This is a genomic window from Amycolatopsis sp. lyj-346 (assembly GCF_046548975.1).
Classification (GTDB): Bacteria; Actinomycetota; Actinomycetes; order Mycobacteriales; family Pseudonocardiaceae; genus Amycolatopsis.
Genome location: NZ_JAJPWT010000001.1, coordinates 866,784 through 882,781, shown reverse-complemented (window position 1 = coordinate 882,781; position 15,998 = coordinate 866,784). Strand labels below are relative to the sequence as shown.

The following is a 15,998-nucleotide window of genomic DNA, read 5'->3' as shown; positions in this document are numbered from 1 at the left end:
TTGTTAACAAGGTTCTGTGCGGTATTGAGACGGCGGTCACGCTCAGGCGTCGCGCCGTGCCGTGACGAGGACGCCGGCCACGAACAGGGCAACGGTGATCGCCGCGAAGTAACCGAGGTAGCCCCACGGTCCCAGCGGCGCGGGCGGCAGGCCCAGTGGTCCTGCGGCGAACCCGCCCGCCCCGAGGAACTCGTCGGCGGCGTGGAACGGCATCCACAGGTAGAGCTGCCTGCCGATGCCCGGGATGAAGACGAGGACGCCTTCCAGCACCTGTGTCCACACGAGGACCACCGTCAGCGCGAAGGCGACGCTGCGCAGCAGGAGCGCGACGCCGACCCCGGCCACCGCGGTGAACAGGAAGACCAGGCTCTGGCCGAGCACCGAGCGCCACGCGGCGGCCGAATGCAGCGCGAGGTCGGCGTCCGGCTGCACCAGCGACGCCAGTCCCCAGGAGCCGAAGCCGATGGCCAGCCCGAGCACCGTGCCCAGCGCGCCGAGGACCACGACCTTGGCCAGCAGCGCGGGGACCCGGCTCGGCACCGCCTGGAACGTCAGCCGCATGGTGCCCCAGTTGAACTCCGACGCGGTGGCGAGCACCGCGAGGACGAGCAGCACGGTCCGGCCGTTGCCGCTCGCGAGCTGGGTGTTGCCGACGGTCGGCGGGATCTCCGGGCCGGCCAGCGCGAAGAACAGCGCGGTGAACGCGAGCGGCGCGACGATCGCGATGGCCAGGCACCACCACGGCGCCCGGGTGCTGACGAGCTTGATGCGTTCGGCGCGGAGGAGGTTGGCGATCATCGTGAGGCCTCCGAAGACGGCACCGCGAACTCGACGGCGTCGCGGGTGAGGTCGAGATAGGCCTGCTCGAGCGAGCCGGTGAGCGGGCTCAGCTCGTGCAGCGTCGCGCCGGCGTCGAAGGCGAGCTGCCCGATCCGGTCACTGTCCAACCCGGACACCAGGAAGGCGCCGTCGGCTTCGGTGAACTCGGCCTGCCCGGCGAGCGCCGCCCGCAGCTGCTCCGCGTGCGGGGTGCGGACGCGCACGCCGTGTTCACTCGTCTGCGCGATGAAGTCGTCCATGGTGCCCTGGTAGATCAGCCGGCCGCGGCCGATCACCACGAGGTCCTGCGCGGTCTGCGCCATCTCGGGCAGCAGGTGGCTGGACACGAACACGGTCCGGCCTTCGGCGGCCAGCGAGTGCAGCAGCTTCCGGATCCACGCCATGCCCTCGGGGTCGAGGCCGTTGACCGGCTCGTCGAACAGCAGCACGCGCGGGTCGCCGAGCATGGCGGCGGCGATCCCCAGCCGCTGCTGCATGCCGAGCGAGTACTGCAGGACGCGCGTCTTGCCGACGCTCGTCAGCCCGACCAGCGTCAGCACCTCTTCGACCCGCTTGTCCGGGATGCCGTTGGTCGCGGCCAGCCAGCGCAGGTGGTCGCGCCCGCTGCGGCCCGGGTGGCGCCAGGTGGCGTCCAGCATCGCGCCGACCGTCCTCAGTGGATCTTTCAGCTGCCGGTACGGGACGCCGTCGACGAGCACCCGGCCCGCGTCCGGGCTGTCGAGGCCGAGGATCAGCCGCATCGTCGTCGACTTGCCGGCGCCGTTCGGGCCGAGGAAGCCGGTGACGCGCCCCGACCGCGCGGTGAACGTGAGTTCGTTGACCGCGGTGGTGGCGCCGTACCGCTTGGTCAGTGCTGTGGCTTCGATCATGGGCTCCCCCGTCCGTCCAGGGGAGCCTACTGCGAAACGGGAATCCGGGTCGCCCCCCGACAGCGCGACCCGGATTCCCGGTTTCCCCTATTTCCCCTGTTTCCCCTCAGGCGTCCCGCTTCTTCGCGACCCCGAGCGCGACGAGCAGGAACACGACCGCGATGCCGGCGAAGTACGCCAGCGCCCAGCCGGGGCTCAGCGGCGAGTCCGACGGCGCCGGGCCGTCGCCCCCGACGGCCGAGCCGCGCAGGAACTTGTTCGCCACGTTGAACGGCAGCCACTCGTGGATGTTCTGCCCGACCTTCGGGATCAGCTGCACCAGTTCTTCGACGGCCAAGTAATAGATGAGCAGCAGGGCGATCGCCCCGGCGCTGTGCCGGATGAGGACGCCGAGCGCCACCGCGAGCACGGCGCTGACCGCGAACACCGGCCCGAGCCCCGCGACGTTCAGCCAGTCCTGCGTGGTGTGCAGGCCCAGGTTGTCGTTCGGCCGCATGAGCAGGCCGAGACCCCAGGCGCCGAACGCGGCGATCTCGCCGATGACCAGCGCGACCAGCGCGACGACGGCCGCCTTGGCGATCAGCGCCGGCGAGCGGTGCGGCACCGCTTGGAACGTCGTGCGGATGGTGTTGAAGCGGTATTCGGTGGTCACCGAGAGCGCGGCGAGCACCATGACCACGGCGATGCCGAACTGGGAGCCGCCGAACTGGGTGGCGGCCACCGAGAGCGGTTCGTCGGCGGGCGACGCGCCGGCGATGATGGCGGCGAAGCCGACGGCCAGCGTCAGGGTGATGAGTGCGCACCACCACGGTGAGCGGGTGCTGAACAGTTTGATGCGTTCGACCGCGAGCAGGTTCATGATCTTGGTTTCCCCGGTTACTTGGCGGACTCGAGCACGTGCTGCGCCTCGGCGTCGAGGCCGGTGTGGTACTCGACCGAGTCGCCGGTGATCTGCATGAAGGCCTGCTCGAGCGAACCGGTCTGCGGGCTCAGCTCGTGCAGCACGATCCGGTTGGCGGCGGCGATCTCGCCGATCTTGTCGCTGTCCATCCCGGACACCACGAGCGCGTTCGCCTCGTCGACGACCCCCGCGCTGGCGCGCTGCAAGGCGTCGCGGAGTTCGGCCAACTGCGGAGACCGCACCTTCACCGTGTTTTCGGCGGCGCGGGCGACGAATTCTTCGGTGGACGACTGCGAAATCAGCTGCCCCCGGCCGATCACCACGAGGTTGCTCGCGGTCAGCGCCATCTCCGAAAGCAGGTGGCTCGACACGAAAACCGTGCGGCCTTCCTCGGCCAGCCGGTGCATGAACTTCCGGATCCAGAGGATGCCCTCCGGGTCGAGGCCGTTCACCGGCTCGTCGAACAGCAGCACCTCGGGGTCGCCGAGCAGGGCGGCCGCGATGCCGAGGCGCTGCGACATGCCGAGCGAGAACCCGCCGGCGCGCTTGTTCGCGACGCTGGTCAGGCCGACCGTCTCGAGCACCTCGTCGACGCGGGCGGCCGGGATGCGGTTGGACTTCGCCATCCACAGCAGGTGGGCGCGCGCCGAGCGGTTCGGGTGCACCCACTTCGCGTCGAGCAGGGCGCCGACGGTGCGCAGCGGCTCCTTGAGGTCGTGGTACTTCTTGCCCCCGATGGTGACCTGGCCGCCCGTCGGGTTGTCCAGGCCCAGGATCATCCGCATGGTGGTGGACTTGCCCGCCCCGTTCGGACCGAGGAAGCCGGTGACCTGGCCCGCGGCCACGGAGAACGACAGGTTGTTCACCGCCAGCGTTTTTCCGTACCGTTTGGTGAGGCCCGTTGCCTCGATCATGACTGCTCCTCTTCCGCCCCTCGCTTACGACGCGTTCATCGTCGCGGGTCGGGGGTGGTTTGCGCGTCACCCTCAAGGCCGAGCCGCTCCCCCTACCTGAGTAGTACCTTGCTGGCTCTTCGGCCGATGCGCGATCCGTGATGACCCTGAGACGACCCTGATTCGACGGCATTAATGAACTGTGGTTCAATAACTGCGTGGCCCGGCCGAGGAGCATCACCGACGAACGGCTGCTGGGTGCGGCGGAGGCGGTGATCGGCCGCTGCGGCCCCGGTTTCACGCTGGCGCAGGTGGCGGCGGAAGCCGGTGTCTCGGTCGGCACGGTCGCGCAGCGGTTCGGCTCCAAGAGTGGCCTGCTGCAGGCGATGAGCCGCCGGGCCACGCGGCGGGCGGTCGAGCAGATGCGCGAGTGCGCGGAGCGGGCGGACGATCCGGTCGGCGGCCTGCGCGCCGCGGCGGTGTCGGTCTACGCGGTGCTCGGTGACGCCGAAGAGGCGGCGAACCACCTGGGCCAGCTCGGCGTGGACATCGGCGACCCGGTGCTGCGGTCGCTGCTGGGCGAGCACTTCACGGCGGTCGAGGAAGAACTGCGGCGGCTCGTGCGGGCGGCGGCTGGATCGCTGCCGCACGCGCCGAGCGTGCCGCGGGCGGCCCGCGCGGTGCTCGGGGTGATCAACGGAGTGTCGATCGACTGGTCGATCCGGCCGCACGGGCGGCTGGCCGACCGGCTGGCGGAGGACGTCGACGCGGTGCTGACCGCGTGGCGGGGACGGGAGAACACGTGAGTTTGCAGGGGAAGGTAGCGGTGGTCACCGGGGCGACCCGTGGCTGCGGACGGGCGATCGCGGTGGAGCTGGGCCGCGCGGGCGCGACGGTGTACGTCACCGGCCGCACGACGCGCGAAACGGCGTCGCCGATGAAGCGCCCGGAGACGATCGAAGAGACGGGCGAACTGGTCGAGGCGGCGGGTGGCCGCGCGGTCGTCGTCCGCTGCGACTTCACCTCGGTGTCCGATGTGGACGCACTGAAGGCGCGCATCGAGTCCGAAGCAGCCGGAATCGACATCCTGGTCGACGACGTCTGGGGCGGCGACATGTACTTCCACTTCGACGCGCCGTTCTGGGAGACGCCACTGGAGGACGCGCTCACCCTGACGCACAACGCGCTCGACACGCACCTCATCGCCCTGCACAAGCTCCTGCCGCTGGTGGTTGCCCGCCGCGGCCTGGTCCTCGAGGTGACCGACGGCGACAACGACGACTACGTCGGCGCCGGCCTCCCCTACTACCTGGCCAAGTGCGGCATCCGCGCGCTCGGCCGGGCGCTGGGCGTGGAGCTGAAGAAGGACGGCTGCGTCGGCCTCGCCGTCACCCCGGGCTTCCTGCGTTCGGAATCGATGCTCGACCACTTCGAGGTCACCGAGGAAAACTGGCGCGACGCGGTCGGCAAGCTCGCCCCGGCCGACTTCAAGATCTCCGAGACCCCGTACCTGCTGGCCCGCGGCGTCGCGGCCTTGGCCCAAGACCCCGAGGTCTCCCGCTTCGCCGGCCAGACCCTGGCGTCCTGGACCCTGATGAAGGAGTACGGCTACACCGACATCGACGGCGACCGCCCGGACTTCGGCCGCTGGCTAACCGAAGTCCGCCACGCAGGCAAGGACCCGGCAACCACCCCACCCACCACCTTCCGCTAACCCCCAAGGGCGGCACTTTCACGTGAAAGTGCCGCTTGAGCGCGTTAGGCGAGGCCGGGGCGGGCGAGGCCGGTTTCGTAGGCCAGCACCACGGCCTGCACCCGGTCCCGCAGCTCCAGCTTCGCCAGGATCCGACCGACGTGGGTCTTTACGGTCGCTTCGGAGAGGAACAGTGCGTCGGCGATCTCCAGGTTCGACATGCCCTTGGCGATCAGCACGAGCACCTCGCGTTCGCGGTCGGTGAGCACGTCGAGCTCGGCGGTGTCCCGCATCGGCGAGCTGCCGGTGCCGACGAAGCGGTCCAGGAGCCGGCGGGTCACCGACGGCGACACCACCGCGTCGCCCGATGCGACCGCGCGCAGTGCCGACACCAGGTGGTCGGGCTGGGTGTCCTTGAGCAGGAACCCGCTCGCGCCGCCCTGCAGCGCCGCGTAGACGTACTCGTCGAGGTCGAACGTCGTCATCACCAGCACGCGGGCGGTGCCGTCGGCGACGATCCGCTTCGTTGCCTCGACGCCGTCGAGGACCGGCATCCGGATGTCCATCAGCACGACGTCGGGACGCAGTTCGGCGGCCAGCTCGATGGCCTGCGCGCCGTCGCCGGCCTCGCCGACGACGTCGATGTCGGCCTGCGCGCCCAGCACCATCCGGAACCCGACGCGCATCAGTTCCTGGTCGTCGACGACCACCACCCGGATCACTTGTCCAACCTAACCGGCAGGGCCGCGCGGACCTGCCACCCTCCGCCCGGGGCCGGGCCCACGTCCAACGTCCCGCCGTACACGTGCGCGCGCTCGCGCATGCCGATCAGGCCGTTCCCGCCCGGCAGCCGGGGGTCGCGCCGTCGGGCCGGGACCAGCTGCGGGACGCGGCCGGCGCCGTCGTCGGACACGAGCACCTCCACCAGGTCGCCGGTGCGGTGGACCCGCACCGAAGCGGTCGCGCCGCGCCCGGCGTGCTTGAGCGTGTTGGTCAGCGATTCCTGCACGATCCGGTAGATGCCCAGCGAGACGCCGGCCGGCAGGTCGCCGAGCTCGCCGAGCTCCAGCTCGACCGGCACGCCGGCGGTGCGCATCCGGTCGGCCAGCTCGGCGACGGCGTGCGCGTCCGGCTGCGGTACCCGGGGCTCACCGTCCGCGTCGTCGCTGCGGAGCACGTCCAGCAGGCGCCGCAGCTCGCCGAGCGCGCCGCGGCCGGTCTCGGAAATCGTTTGCAGGGCCCGTTGCGCGAGCTCGGGGTTGCTCTGGATCGCGTACGACGCGCCGTCGGCCTGCACGACCATGACGCTCACCGCGTGCGCGACGACGTCGTGCAGCTCGCGCGCGATGCGCCCGCGCTCCTCGGCCACCGCGATCCGGGTGGCCTGGTCCCGTTCGGTCTCGAGCAGGTGCAACCTGGCCTCCACTTCCACGTCGTAGGCGCGCCGGGCCCCGACGAACTCGCCGAGGGTCCAGCACAGGGCGATGCCGAACGCGAGGAACAGCACGGAGATGACGAGCTCCGTCTGGTCCAGCGCCAGCTGCACGGCCGACGCGGCCACGACCGCGCCGACGAACACCAGCCCCTGCCGCCGCCCCGCGTAGACGACGACCGAGTAGATGCTCATCGCGAGGCCGGCAACGCTCGCGATGCCGAGCTGCAGCGTCGCGTGCACGATGCTGATCACCAGCACGGTGTAGGCCGACCACAGCGGCGACCGCCGCCGGAACACCAGCGGCAGCACCATCGCGATGTTGACCGGCACGGCGACGTACCAGGGCGGCAGGCCGACGACCTCGTCCAAGCCGCCGGCGGCGAACAACATCAGGTCGAACAGGCCGAGCAGGACGGCGAGCACCGAGTCGCCCGCCATGGGGTGGGCACGCATCCAGAGGCTCAGCCGTCGCACCACACAACACTAGGTCGCGCCGCGGAGACGGCGCGTCGGTCGGCGGTACCACCTTCGGTGCGACCTGGGGATGAGGCGCATGGCACGATTCAGGGGTTGTCGTACAGGGGTTGTCCGTGAGACGGGGGAGGGCTGGGGGCCGTGACGTCACCGGAGCAGGGCCGGCTCGCGGGTCCGCTGTCGATGTCCGTGGCCAACCTGTGCCACCGCCTGCAGCCGCAGGTCTCCGCGCGCACCGCCGCCGGGTTCGCCGAGGTGCTGCGCCGGCTCGGGGCGCCGCTGCAGGTGGCCGTCGCCGGCCGGATCAAGTCGGGCAAGTCGACACTGGTCAACGCGCTGATCGGGCGCCGGGTCGCGCCCACCGACATCGGCGAGTGCACCCGGCTGGTGACCCGGTTCCAGTACGGCACGGTGGACCGTGTCGAAATCGTCTTCACCGACGGCCGCAAGCAGGTGCTCCCGTTCGCCTCCGACGGCATGATCCCCGCCGAGCTGGGCGTCGACATCGAGCAGGTGTCGCACATCGAGGCGTACCTGACCAACGCCGTCCTCCAGGGCATGACGGTGATCGACACCCCGGGCCTCGGTTCGCTGGACGCCGCATCGGTGTCCCGCACCGAGCAGCTGCTGGGTGCGGCTAAGCACCGCAAGGAAGAGGACGACGAGGGCTCGGACGAGCTCGACGACACCTCGCGCAACGCCGTCGCCGGCGCGGAAGCCGTCCTGTACGTCGTCACCCAGGGTGTCCGCGCGGACGACCAGCAGGCCCTCGCCGCCTTCACCGCGGCCACCGCGAGCCGCGAGGCGGGCCCGGTCAACGCGATCGCCGTGCTCAACAAGGCCGACACCATCGCGCCCGAGTCGGTCGAAGGAGCGGGCGGCGACGTCTGGAAGGCCGCGACGCTGCTCGCCGAGAAGCAGGCGTCGACGCTGAAGCCGCGTGTCGCCGACGTGCTGCCGGTGATCGGGCTGATCGCCGAATCCGCCGAGTCCGGCGGGTTCACCTCGGCCGACGCCGAGGCCCTGCGGCAGCTCGCCGACCTCGACGACGACGTCCTGCAGACCATGTTGATCTCGGCCGACATCTTCACGAGCTGGGAGTGCGACGTCCCGGCCGGCACCCGGCTGCGGCTGCTGGAGAAGCTCGACCTGTTCGGCATCTCGCACGCCGTCGAGGCCATCCGCAAGGAGCCGGAGCTCACCGCGGGCGCGTTGCGGCGGGCGCTGCTCGACGCGTCCGGCCTGGAGGCGGTCCGGCAGCGGCTGGCGGTGGTGTTCGCCGCCCGCGCCGACGGCATCAAGGCGGCCGCGGCACTGGCCTCGGTGACCGCGCTCGCGCACGCGTCGGCCGATCCGGCCGAGCGCCAGCGCGTCCACGACGCGATCGAGGTGCTGCTCGCCAAGCCCGAGGCCCACCAGTTGCGGCTGCTCGAAGCGCTGACGCTGGTCGCCTCCGGCGCGGTCGACATGCCGGAGGACCTGTCCGAAGAGGTGCTGCGGGTGGGCAGCAACGCCGACATCGGCGCCCAGCTCGGCAAGCCCGGCGCCCCGCGGCCGGAGCTGGCCGCGCACGCGCTCGAGCGCGCGGGCTGGTGGCGGTCCTTCGCGTCCTTCGGGGCGACGCCGGCGCAGAGCCGCGTCGCGCACGTCGTCCACCGGGCGTACTTCCTGATCTGGCAACAGGTCAGAGAAGGGTGAGTTTGTTGCTGCTTGCCGACTTCCCCTGGTGAGCCCCTTCTTCCGCGTACTGTTGAGTCGTGCGCCTAGAAAACACGACATCCTGGCGAGCCGGCTGGAGCAGCGAGACCGAGGTCGACGTTGCGCTGTACATCCGTGACGCCCTGGCACTGTCCGTTTCCGAGGGACAGGTGCTGCCGCCGGTGGAGCCGCAGGTCCCCGTGCACGTTCCGGCCGGGCTCGACCGGGCGGCCGTGCAGGCGCAGTGGGCCGACTGGTGGGTCGATCTGCTGGCCTTCCTGCGCAGCCGCGAGGACCCGGACCCGCGCAGTGCCCGCGCCCGGTACGGCCGGACGGCGCTCGCCCCGGGCTCGGCGATGCGCCAGGCGGTCGACTTCTTCGCCCCGGCCGCGGCGCGCCACTTCGCCAACGCCCGCGGTCCGGCCCTGCGCGGGACGCAGGAGCCGCCGGGCACCACCCCGTGGGCACCCGGCTTCTACCGCCGCCAGATCGTGGCGGGCGAACGGCTCGGCCAGCTGGTGCGCGAGGCCGAGGTGAAGCAGGGCCGCCGCGCCTACCCCTTCCGCCTGAACGTCATCGAGATCTCGGTGGCCGGCTCGATCTGGCTGCGCACGGCCGAAGACCAGCTGCTCGTTTCCTCCCGCCTCGCCGAAAACGGTCCCGGCCTGGAAGCGGTCCTCCGCGAAGTGATCGACGATCTCGTCTGACCCCCGGCTGCATAAACCGAGCGCGCGGTCTAATAATGGGGTATGGAAACGACCGTCGACGAGCCGTCTTGGCTGCGCACCGGGTCCTGGGTCGGCTGCCCGCTCATCGGGGGCGCGCTCGGCGTGGGGGTCTGGGCCGGCGCCGCCTGGGTGAGCGACCTGCCCGTCTTCCCGTTCCAGGGCGTGTTCAAGGTGCTCACGAAGCTGCCGCAGCCGTGGGCGACGCTGGCCGCGGTGGCCGGTGGGCTCCTGCTCGGCCTGGTGTTCGCCGCGATCTGGGCGCACGAGCGGCTCGTCGTCACGGTGTCGCCGACCCGGGTCACCCTGGTCCGCGGCGACAAGACCCGGCGCATCGAGGCCGACCTCGAGGCCGTCTACCTCGACGGCAAGGAGCTGGTCCTGCGCACTACGGACGGCCGGGAGATCGCTCGCGAGAAGACCGACCTCTCCGGCCGCGAGCTGGCGCCCGCCTTCGCCGAGCACGGCTACCCCTGGCAAGACGAGCCGCCGGTCGAGCGATGAGGACCGTCGACCCGGCCAAGCACGCGGCCAAGCGCCGCGCGATCGTCGACGCCGCCGCCGGGTGCTTCGCCGAGAAGGGCTTCGAGCGGACGACGACGGCGGACATCTGCCGGGCCGCGGGCATCAGCTCCGGCAGTCTCTTCCACTACTTCCCCAGCAAGCGCGCGGTGTTCACGGCGATCTTCACCGACGACGCCGTCGAGACGGCCGAACGCCTCGAAACCGCGGCGAAGACCGGCGATCCGCTGACCGCGCTGCTCGACGTCGTCACCGAGCTGGCCGGCCAGCTCGCCCACCCGGCGGTCGCCCGGCTCGTGCTGGAAGCCGCCGCGCAGGCCGCCCGCGACGACGACTTCGCCGAGCTGATCCGGCGGAACGACGTGGCCCTCCGCGACGGCTTGACCGTGCTGGTGCGGCGGGCCGCCGACGCCGGGCTGATCGACCCCGGCGTCACCCCGCGCGCGGCCGCCGGCTGGCTCGTCGGCCTGATCGACGCGATGATTTCGCGGGTCACCCTGGACCCGGACCTCGATCTGGCGGCCGAACTGGCGATCCTCCGGACGATCCTGATCCGGTTCCTTCGCCCGGCTTCGCCGCCGGACGGCGGCTGAATGAGGTTCACTGTGGGCATGGCGTGGTTTCGCAAGGACGGAACCGAACGCGGTGCCGCCGCGTCGGACACCGATGTGCATCCCTTGCAGCAGCAGGTCGCCGCCCCCGAAGGAGTCGCGGACCTGGAGCGCGCGCTCGCCGACCGCCAGGCCCTGATCCAGATGTGCCTGTACGCGCTGGACCGCGCCCGCAGCGGCGGCGTCGTCGAACGCCTGGAGGAAGGGCTCGCCGCGATCGGCGTCCAGGCCTTGCGGCCCGACGGCGAACGGTTCGACCCGGCCCGGCACGAAGCCGGCGGCGCGGTCCCGACCGAAGACCCGGCGCTCGACGGCATCGTCGCGGAAACCGAAGTCACCGGCTTCGCCGACCACGACCGCCTGCTGCGTCCCCCGATCGTCACCGTCTACGCGAAGAAGAGCCCGTGAGCGCACCGACCGCGCCGAGCCTGCCCGCGCAGGTCGCCGCGACCCGAGACCAGCTGCTGACCGTCGTCCGCGACGCCGATCCCGACGCCGCCAAGTGGGTCGACGACATCCGGAAGGCCCGGCCGAAGAAGCCGGCCGTCGTGGTCGTCGGCGAGACGAACCGCGGCAAGAGCTCGCTGGTCAACGCGCTGCTGGCGCGGCCGGGGCTGTCCCCTGTGGACGCCGACGTGGCCACCGCGACCTACCTGGTCTTCGACCACGCCGGCACGTGGGGCGCGCAGGCCTGCTACCCCGGCCAGCTCGCCCCGGTGCCGATCGACCTCGGCCAGCTGATCAACTGGGTCTCCGCCGCCCACGAGCTGCCGCCGGGCCAGATTCCGCCGCGGTACGTCGAGGTCACCGGGCCGGTGCCGCTGCTGGAACGGCTTTCGCTGGTCGACACGCCGGGCGTCGGCGGGCTCGACTCGATGCACGGCCAGCTCGCCAAGGAAGCCGCCGCGGGCGCCACCGCGCTGCTGTTCGTCGTCGACGCCTCGGCGCCCTTCACCTCGAGTGAGCTGCAGTTCCTGCGTGACGTCGGCGAGCGCGTCGAGACCGTGGTGTTCGCGCTGACCAAGGTGGACATGTTCCGCGGCTGGCGCGAGATCATGGAGGCCGATCGGCAGCTGCTGCGCGAGCACGCGCCCCGCTTCGCCGAAGCGGTGTTCCACCCGGTGTCGGCGCGGATGTTCGAGACCGCGGCGAAGGCACCCAACGAGCAGATGGCCGCGATGCTGCGGGAGAAGTCCGGGGTCGCGGCGATCCAGACGGCGTTGCAGGAGCTGCTCGTGGGCCGCTCGGCGATGCTCGGCGAGGCGAACACGCTGCGCGCGCTGTCCAGTGCGCTCGGCGAGCTCAAGGCGAAGCTGCAGGCCGAGAGCCGGGCGCTGTCGGCGGGCGAGGCCGAGGCCGAGCAGCTGCGCGAACGCCGTGACCAGCTGCAGGCCGAACGCCGGAGCTCGACCCGCGGCTGGCAGCTGAAGCTGCGCGGCGAGGTGCAGCGCACCCGCGTCGAGGTCGGGCACGAGAGCAGCCGGCAGATGCGGGACGCGCAGACCCACTTCCGCCAGCTGATCGACGCGGCCAAGCGCGAAGAGCTCGCCGCGCTGCCCCAGCAGGTCGACATCGCACTGCAGACGACGTCGCAGCGGATCTCGATGCTGCTCTCGCAGCGCCTGAACCAGGTCACCAACGTCTCGCTGTCGGAGCTGTTCTCGCCCGAAGAGCTCGACGTCATCCGCGCGCAGTTCGCCCGGGCGGGCGGCCCGCCGGTGGTGCTGCGCCCGCCGGACAAGAAGCCGCCGACGGCCGAGGACAAGCTGCTCGTCTTCATGGGCATCTCCGGCGGTGTCGGCGCCGGCAAGATCGTCGCGCTCCCGCTGGCCGGCGTCGCGATCCTCAACCCGGTCGTGCTGCCCGCGACGATCATCATCGGCCTCGGTGCCGGCTGGTGGATGGCCCGCACCCGCAAGCACGCCGCCGACAAGCAGCACATGAAGCAGTGGCTGGTGGAGGCCATCGCGGACGCCCGCTCGACGCTCGACCAGCTCGTCGCCGAGCAGCTCATCGAGGCCGAGCAGCAGCTGTCGATGGCGCTGGACGAGGCACTGGGCCGTCGCATCGACGCCATCGAGGCCGAGCTGAAGGAAGTCGACAAGACGATCAAGATGGGCGCGCAGGAGCGGGCCAAGAAGATCGCCGTCGTGTCGAAGCGGCTCAAGGAGGTCAGCGACGGCCGGGAGCGCGCCGAAGCCTTCCTGACCCGCATCCGGGCGCTCCGGGACAAAACCGCCTGAGCGCCGGTCCGGTTGTGGAGCGGAACCGAACGGGCCTACGGTGAGTCATACCCTCAGACAGCAGGTCGGAGCGTGTTACCCGGTTCGAAGGGGGAAGTCCCATGTGGGTCGACGAGAGCGGCGGCAGCGACACCGACGCGAGCAGCGCGGACGCGATGACCGTCCACGTCGACGGCCAGGAGTACCAGGCCGAGGTCAACTACGACGTGAACGAAGACGGGGTGAACGACACCGCGATCATCGAGCACGAAGACGGCTCGGCGCAGGCCTTCATCGACACGAACCACGACGGCGAGGCCGACCACTACGCGGTGCTGGACGAGAACGGCAAGGTCGTCGAGCAGGCGGTCTACGACGAGGCCAGCGGCCAGTGGGTCCAGGACGGCGGCGGCCAGGACGACTCCGACACCGGCGGCCGGGACGACAGCTCCGGCGGCCACATCCACGCCGACCTGCCGGACGGCGAGGTGGACGCGGGGGTCGCGACCATCGACACCGACCACGACGGCCACAACGACACCGCCATCGTCGAGACGAAGAGCGGCGGCACTATCGCCTTCACCGACAAGGACGGCGACGGCGAAGCCGACATCGCGGTGCAGACCGAGGCCGACGGCACGACCACGACGTTCGAGCACTCCGGCCCCGGCCAGTGGACCGAAGTCTCCAGTGGACTGATGAACGCCGGGACCGACGGCGACCCGGCCGCCGACGCCGCGTGGGGCGAGGCCGGCACGCAGACGCTCGAGGGCGTCGCGCGCATCGACTCCGGCACCGGGCAGTGGATTTCGCCGAACTGAAGGTGACCCAGGTCATAGTTTGAAAGCCCGAGGCTCTTGCCTCGGGCTTTCTTCATGTCGTCAATGAAAACGAGCAGGTCACAGAATCATGTGGGGTGCGACCCCCACGCCCGCCCGGGCGCTCCCGCCCCGGACCCAGGGGAAGTGGCGAATGTGAGCCAGCGCACCGCAAGATTTTCACCGAATACACCGATCAAGTGACATCTGAATCGATTCCCTTATCGTTCTTGTGAGAGAACCTACACGTCAGCTCTCGGTTACTCGCCGGTCATGCGGCTACTCTCGGGGAATCCCAAATCGCACACACCGGTTCGCCAGCCGGTGTGCGAAGCCATTCGGTCGCCGGCAATGACGCCCGCACCGGGACAACGTCGTTCCGGTGCGGGCGCATTTGTCGTCGGAAGTCAGGAGTAGAGATGACCGCAGTCGCCATCCCCGGACTGGACACCGCGCCGACGACGCACACCGGCGTGCTGTCCTTCGTCCGGGAGGTCGCCGAACTGACCACCCCGGACCGCGTGGTGTGGGTCGACGGGTCTGACGAAGAAGCCGCCCGGATCAACCAGGAGCTGGTCGAGGCGGGCACGTTCGTGCAGCTCAAGTCGAAGCCGAACTCCTTCTGGGCCACTTCCGACCCGAACGACGTCGCCCGCGTCGAAGACCGCACCTTCATCTGTTCGGAGCGTCCCGAGGACGCCGGTCCGACCAACAACTGGATGGACCCGGCCGAGATGAAGGCCACCATGACCGAGCTGTTCCGCGGCTCGATGCGTGGCCGCACGATGTACGTCATCCCGTTCTGCATGGGCCCGCTCGGCGACGACAATCCCAAGCTGGGTATCGAAATCACGGATTTCGCCTACGTCGTCGCTTCGATGCGCGTGATGACCCGCGCCGGCAAGGCGGCGCTCGAGAAGTTCGTCGCTCCCGACGGATCCGAGCGCGAATTCGTGCCCGCACTCCACTCGGTCGGCAAGCCGCTCGAACCGGGCGAGAAGGACGTTTCCTGGCCCTGCAACGAAACGAAGTACATTTCGCACTTCCCCGAAGAGCGCGCGATCTGGAGCTACGGTTCGGGTTACGGCGGCAACTCCTTGCTGGGCAAGAAGTGCTACTCGCTGCGCATCGCTTCGGTGATGGCCCGTGACGAGGGCTGGCTCGCCGAGCACATGCTGATCCTCAAGCTGATCTCGCCCGAGAACAAGGTCCACTACGTCGCGGCGGCGTTCCCCAGCGCCTGCGGCAAGACCAACCTCGCCATGCTGCAGCCGACCATCCCGGGCTGGCGCGCCGAAACCCTCGGCGACGACATCGCCTGGATGCGCTTCGGCGAGGACGGCCGGCTGTACGCGGTCAACCCCGAGTTCGGCTTCTTCGGCGTCGCCCCGGGCACCGACTGGCACACCAACCCGAACGCGATGCGCACGATCGAGAAGGGCAACACGGTCTTCACGAACGTCGCACTGACCGACGACGGCGACATCTGGTGGGAGGGCATGGAGAACAAGCCCGCCCACGCCACCTCGTGGAAGCAGCAGGACTGGACGCCGGATTCCGACGAGAAGGCCGCCCACCCGAACTCGCGCTACTGCACGCCGATGTCGCAGTGCCCGATCCTCGCGCCGGAGTGGGACGACCCGAAGGGCGTGCCGATCTCGGCGATCCTGTTCGGCGGCCGCCGCAAGACCACCGTGCCGCTGGTGAACGAGGCCCGCGACTGGCAGCACGGCGTGTTCATGGGCGCCACCATGTCGTCGGAAACCACCGCCGCGGCCGCCGGCGCGGTCGGCAACGTGCGCCGCGACCCGATGGCGATGCTGCCGTTCCTCGGCTACCACGCCGGTGACTACTTCAAGCACTGGCTGAACCTCGGCAAGAACGCCGACGCGAACAAGCTGCCGAAGATCTTCTACGTCAACTGGTTCCGCCGTGGCGACGACGGCCGGTTCCTGTGGCCGGGCTTCGGCGAGAACTCGCGGATCCTCAAGTGGGTCATCGAGCGCGTCGAGGGCAAGGGCAACGCCGTCGAGACGCCGGTCGGCTTCGTGCCGCGGGCCGAGGACCTCGACACCGAGGGCCTGACCGAGCCGATCGAGGACATCCAGGCCGCCCTGGACGTCAAGCCCGAGGAGTGGCGCGAGGAGCTGCCGCTGATCGAGGAGTGGTTCGAGAAGATCGGCGGCAAGGTGCCGACGTCGCTGCGTGACGAGCTCGACGCGCTGGCCCAGCGCCTCGCCTGAGCTCCTTGAGCAAGGGACGCCTTCCGGCCGCATCCGGGAGGCGTCCCTTCTTCA

General features: G+C 70.5%; 16 protein-coding genes. 10 read left to right on the top strand and 6 right to left on the bottom strand.

What is annotated here, in order from left to right; genetic code table 11:
- Positions 1 to 42: 42 nt before the first annotated feature.
- The 4 genes from ACLJQE_RS04385 to ACLJQE_RS04370 all read right to left on the bottom strand — a co-directional run bounded on the left by ACLJQE_RS04385 (position 43) and on the right by ACLJQE_RS04370 (position 3,524).
- Positions 43 to 798 carry a hypothetical protein gene (locus tag ACLJQE_RS04385; RefSeq protein WP_410637629.1) on the bottom strand — a complete coding sequence of 252 codons (756 nt, stop codon included), beginning with the start codon at positions 796 to 798 and terminating at the stop codon, positions 43 to 45.
- Complete coding sequence (locus ACLJQE_RS04380) at positions 795 to 1,709, bottom strand: ABC transporter ATP-binding protein (RefSeq protein ID WP_410637627.1); 915 nt, start codon at positions 1,707 to 1,709, stop codon at positions 795 to 797. Before ACLJQE_RS04380 ends, ACLJQE_RS04385 begins: the two co-directional genes overlap by 4 nt.
- 106 nt (positions 1,710 to 1,815) lie before the next feature.
- Complete coding sequence (locus ACLJQE_RS04375) at positions 1,816 to 2,568, bottom strand: ABC transporter permease (protein ID WP_410637626.1); 753 nt, start codon at positions 2,566 to 2,568, stop codon at positions 1,816 to 1,818.
- A 17-nt stretch (positions 2,569 to 2,585) separates the two neighbouring features.
- On the bottom strand, positions 2,586 to 3,524 hold the full coding sequence (locus ACLJQE_RS04370; protein ID WP_410637625.1) for an ABC transporter ATP-binding protein: 939 nt from the start codon (positions 3,522 to 3,524) through the stop codon (positions 2,586 to 2,588).
- A gap of 197 nt (positions 3,525 to 3,721) precedes the next feature.
- Between ACLJQE_RS04370 and ACLJQE_RS04365 the strand changes: the two genes are divergently transcribed.
- Positions 3,722 to 4,309: a TetR/AcrR family transcriptional regulator gene (locus tag ACLJQE_RS04365; protein ID WP_410637623.1), complete on the top strand. Its 588-nt coding sequence runs from the start codon at positions 3,722 to 3,724 to the stop codon at positions 4,307 to 4,309.
- Between the two features lie 2 nt (positions 4,310 to 4,311).
- Entirely contained in the window at positions 4,312 to 5,217 is a 906-nt protein-coding gene (locus ACLJQE_RS04360; protein ID WP_410638316.1) for an SDR family NAD(P)-dependent oxidoreductase, read from the top strand.
- A 44-nt stretch (positions 5,218 to 5,261) separates the two neighbouring features.
- Here the strand turns inward: ACLJQE_RS04360 and ACLJQE_RS04355 are convergent, their stop codons facing one another.
- Both ACLJQE_RS04355 and ACLJQE_RS04350 read right to left on the bottom strand, forming a co-directional pair.
- Positions 5,262 to 5,918, bottom strand: a complete 657-nt coding sequence (locus ACLJQE_RS04355; RefSeq protein ID WP_410637621.1) for a response regulator — start codon at positions 5,916 to 5,918, stop codon at positions 5,262 to 5,264.
- On the bottom strand, positions 5,915 to 7,069 hold the full coding sequence (locus ACLJQE_RS04350; RefSeq protein WP_410638314.1) for a sensor histidine kinase: 1,155 nt from the start codon (positions 7,067 to 7,069) through the stop codon (positions 5,915 to 5,917). The genes ACLJQE_RS04355 and ACLJQE_RS04350 overlap by 4 nt, the downstream gene beginning before the upstream one ends.
- A gap of 219 nt (positions 7,070 to 7,288) precedes the next feature.
- Between ACLJQE_RS04350 and ACLJQE_RS04345 the strand changes: the two genes are divergently transcribed.
- The 8 genes from ACLJQE_RS04345 to ACLJQE_RS04310 all read left to right on the top strand — a co-directional run bounded on the left by ACLJQE_RS04345 (position 7,289) and on the right by ACLJQE_RS04310 (position 15,944).
- Positions 7,289 to 8,803 carry a dynamin family protein gene (locus ACLJQE_RS04345; RefSeq protein ID WP_410638313.1) on the top strand — a complete coding sequence of 505 codons (1,515 nt, stop codon included), beginning with the start codon at positions 7,289 to 7,291 and terminating at the stop codon, positions 8,801 to 8,803.
- Positions 8,804 to 8,862: 59 nt separating this feature from the next.
- Positions 8,863 to 9,510, top strand: coding sequence for a hypothetical protein (locus tag ACLJQE_RS04340; RefSeq protein ID WP_410637620.1), 648 nt, complete (start codon positions 8,863 to 8,865; stop codon positions 9,508 to 9,510).
- A gap of 42 nt (positions 9,511 to 9,552) precedes the next feature.
- Entirely contained in the window at positions 9,553 to 10,032 is a 480-nt protein-coding gene (locus ACLJQE_RS04335) for a hypothetical protein (RefSeq protein ID WP_410637619.1), read from the top strand.
- Positions 10,029 to 10,643, top strand: coding sequence for a TetR/AcrR family transcriptional regulator (locus ACLJQE_RS04330; RefSeq protein WP_410637618.1), 615 nt, complete (start codon positions 10,029 to 10,031; stop codon positions 10,641 to 10,643). Before ACLJQE_RS04335 ends, ACLJQE_RS04330 begins: the two co-directional genes overlap by 4 nt.
- 18 nt (positions 10,644 to 10,661) lie before the next feature.
- Positions 10,662 to 11,069: a nucleotide exchange factor GrpE gene (locus tag ACLJQE_RS04325; protein WP_410637617.1), complete on the top strand. Its 408-nt coding sequence runs from the start codon at positions 10,662 to 10,664 to the stop codon at positions 11,067 to 11,069.
- Entirely contained in the window at positions 11,066 to 12,904 is a 1,839-nt protein-coding gene (locus ACLJQE_RS04320) for a dynamin family protein (RefSeq protein WP_410637615.1), read from the top strand. Before ACLJQE_RS04325 ends, ACLJQE_RS04320 begins: the two co-directional genes overlap by 4 nt.
- Before the next feature lie 101 nt (positions 12,905 to 13,005).
- A complete protein-coding gene (locus ACLJQE_RS04315) occupies positions 13,006 to 13,704 on the top strand; it encodes a hypothetical protein (RefSeq protein ID WP_410637614.1) in 699 nt (232 codons plus the stop codon).
- A gap of 416 nt (positions 13,705 to 14,120) precedes the next feature.
- A complete protein-coding gene (locus ACLJQE_RS04310) occupies positions 14,121 to 15,944 on the top strand; it encodes a phosphoenolpyruvate carboxykinase (GTP) (RefSeq protein WP_410637612.1) in 1,824 nt (607 codons plus the stop codon).
- Positions 15,945 to 15,998 lie beyond the last annotated feature (54 nt).

What these genes read in the sequence shown, in the direction of transcription:
- ACLJQE_RS04310 (WP_410637612.1), top strand. Translation starts at nt 14,121, where the DNA reads ATGACCGCAGTCGCCATCCCCGGACTGGACACCGCGCCGACGACGCAC.
- ACLJQE_RS04315 (WP_410637614.1), top strand. Translation starts at nt 13,006, where the DNA reads ATGTGGGTCGACGAGAGCGGCGGCAGCGACACCGACGCGAGCAGCGCG.
- ACLJQE_RS04380 (WP_410637627.1), bottom strand. Translation starts at nt 1,709, where the DNA reads ATGATCGAAGCCACAGCACTGACCAAGCGGTACGGCGCCACCACCGCG.
- ACLJQE_RS04330 (WP_410637618.1), top strand. Translation starts at nt 10,029, where the DNA reads ATGAGGACCGTCGACCCGGCCAAGCACGCGGCCAAGCGCCGCGCGATC.
- ACLJQE_RS04385 (WP_410637629.1), bottom strand. Translation starts at nt 798, where the DNA reads ATGATCGCCAACCTCCTCCGCGCCGAACGCATCAAGCTCGTCAGCACC.
- ACLJQE_RS04375 (WP_410637626.1), bottom strand. Translation starts at nt 2,568, where the DNA reads ATGAACCTGCTCGCGGTCGAACGCATCAAACTGTTCAGCACCCGCTCA.
- ACLJQE_RS04335 (WP_410637619.1), top strand. Translation starts at nt 9,553, where the DNA reads ATGGAAACGACCGTCGACGAGCCGTCTTGGCTGCGCACCGGGTCCTGG.
- ACLJQE_RS04350 (WP_410638314.1), bottom strand. Translation starts at nt 7,069, where the DNA reads ATGGCGGGCGACTCGGTGCTCGCCGTCCTGCTCGGCCTGTTCGACCTG.
- ACLJQE_RS04370 (WP_410637625.1), bottom strand. Translation starts at nt 3,524, where the DNA reads ATGATCGAGGCAACGGGCCTCACCAAACGGTACGGAAAAACGCTGGCG.
- ACLJQE_RS04325 (WP_410637617.1), top strand. Translation starts at nt 10,662, where the DNA reads ATGGCGTGGTTTCGCAAGGACGGAACCGAACGCGGTGCCGCCGCGTCG.
- ACLJQE_RS04345 (WP_410638313.1), top strand. Translation starts at nt 7,289, where the DNA reads ATGTCCGTGGCCAACCTGTGCCACCGCCTGCAGCCGCAGGTCTCCGCG.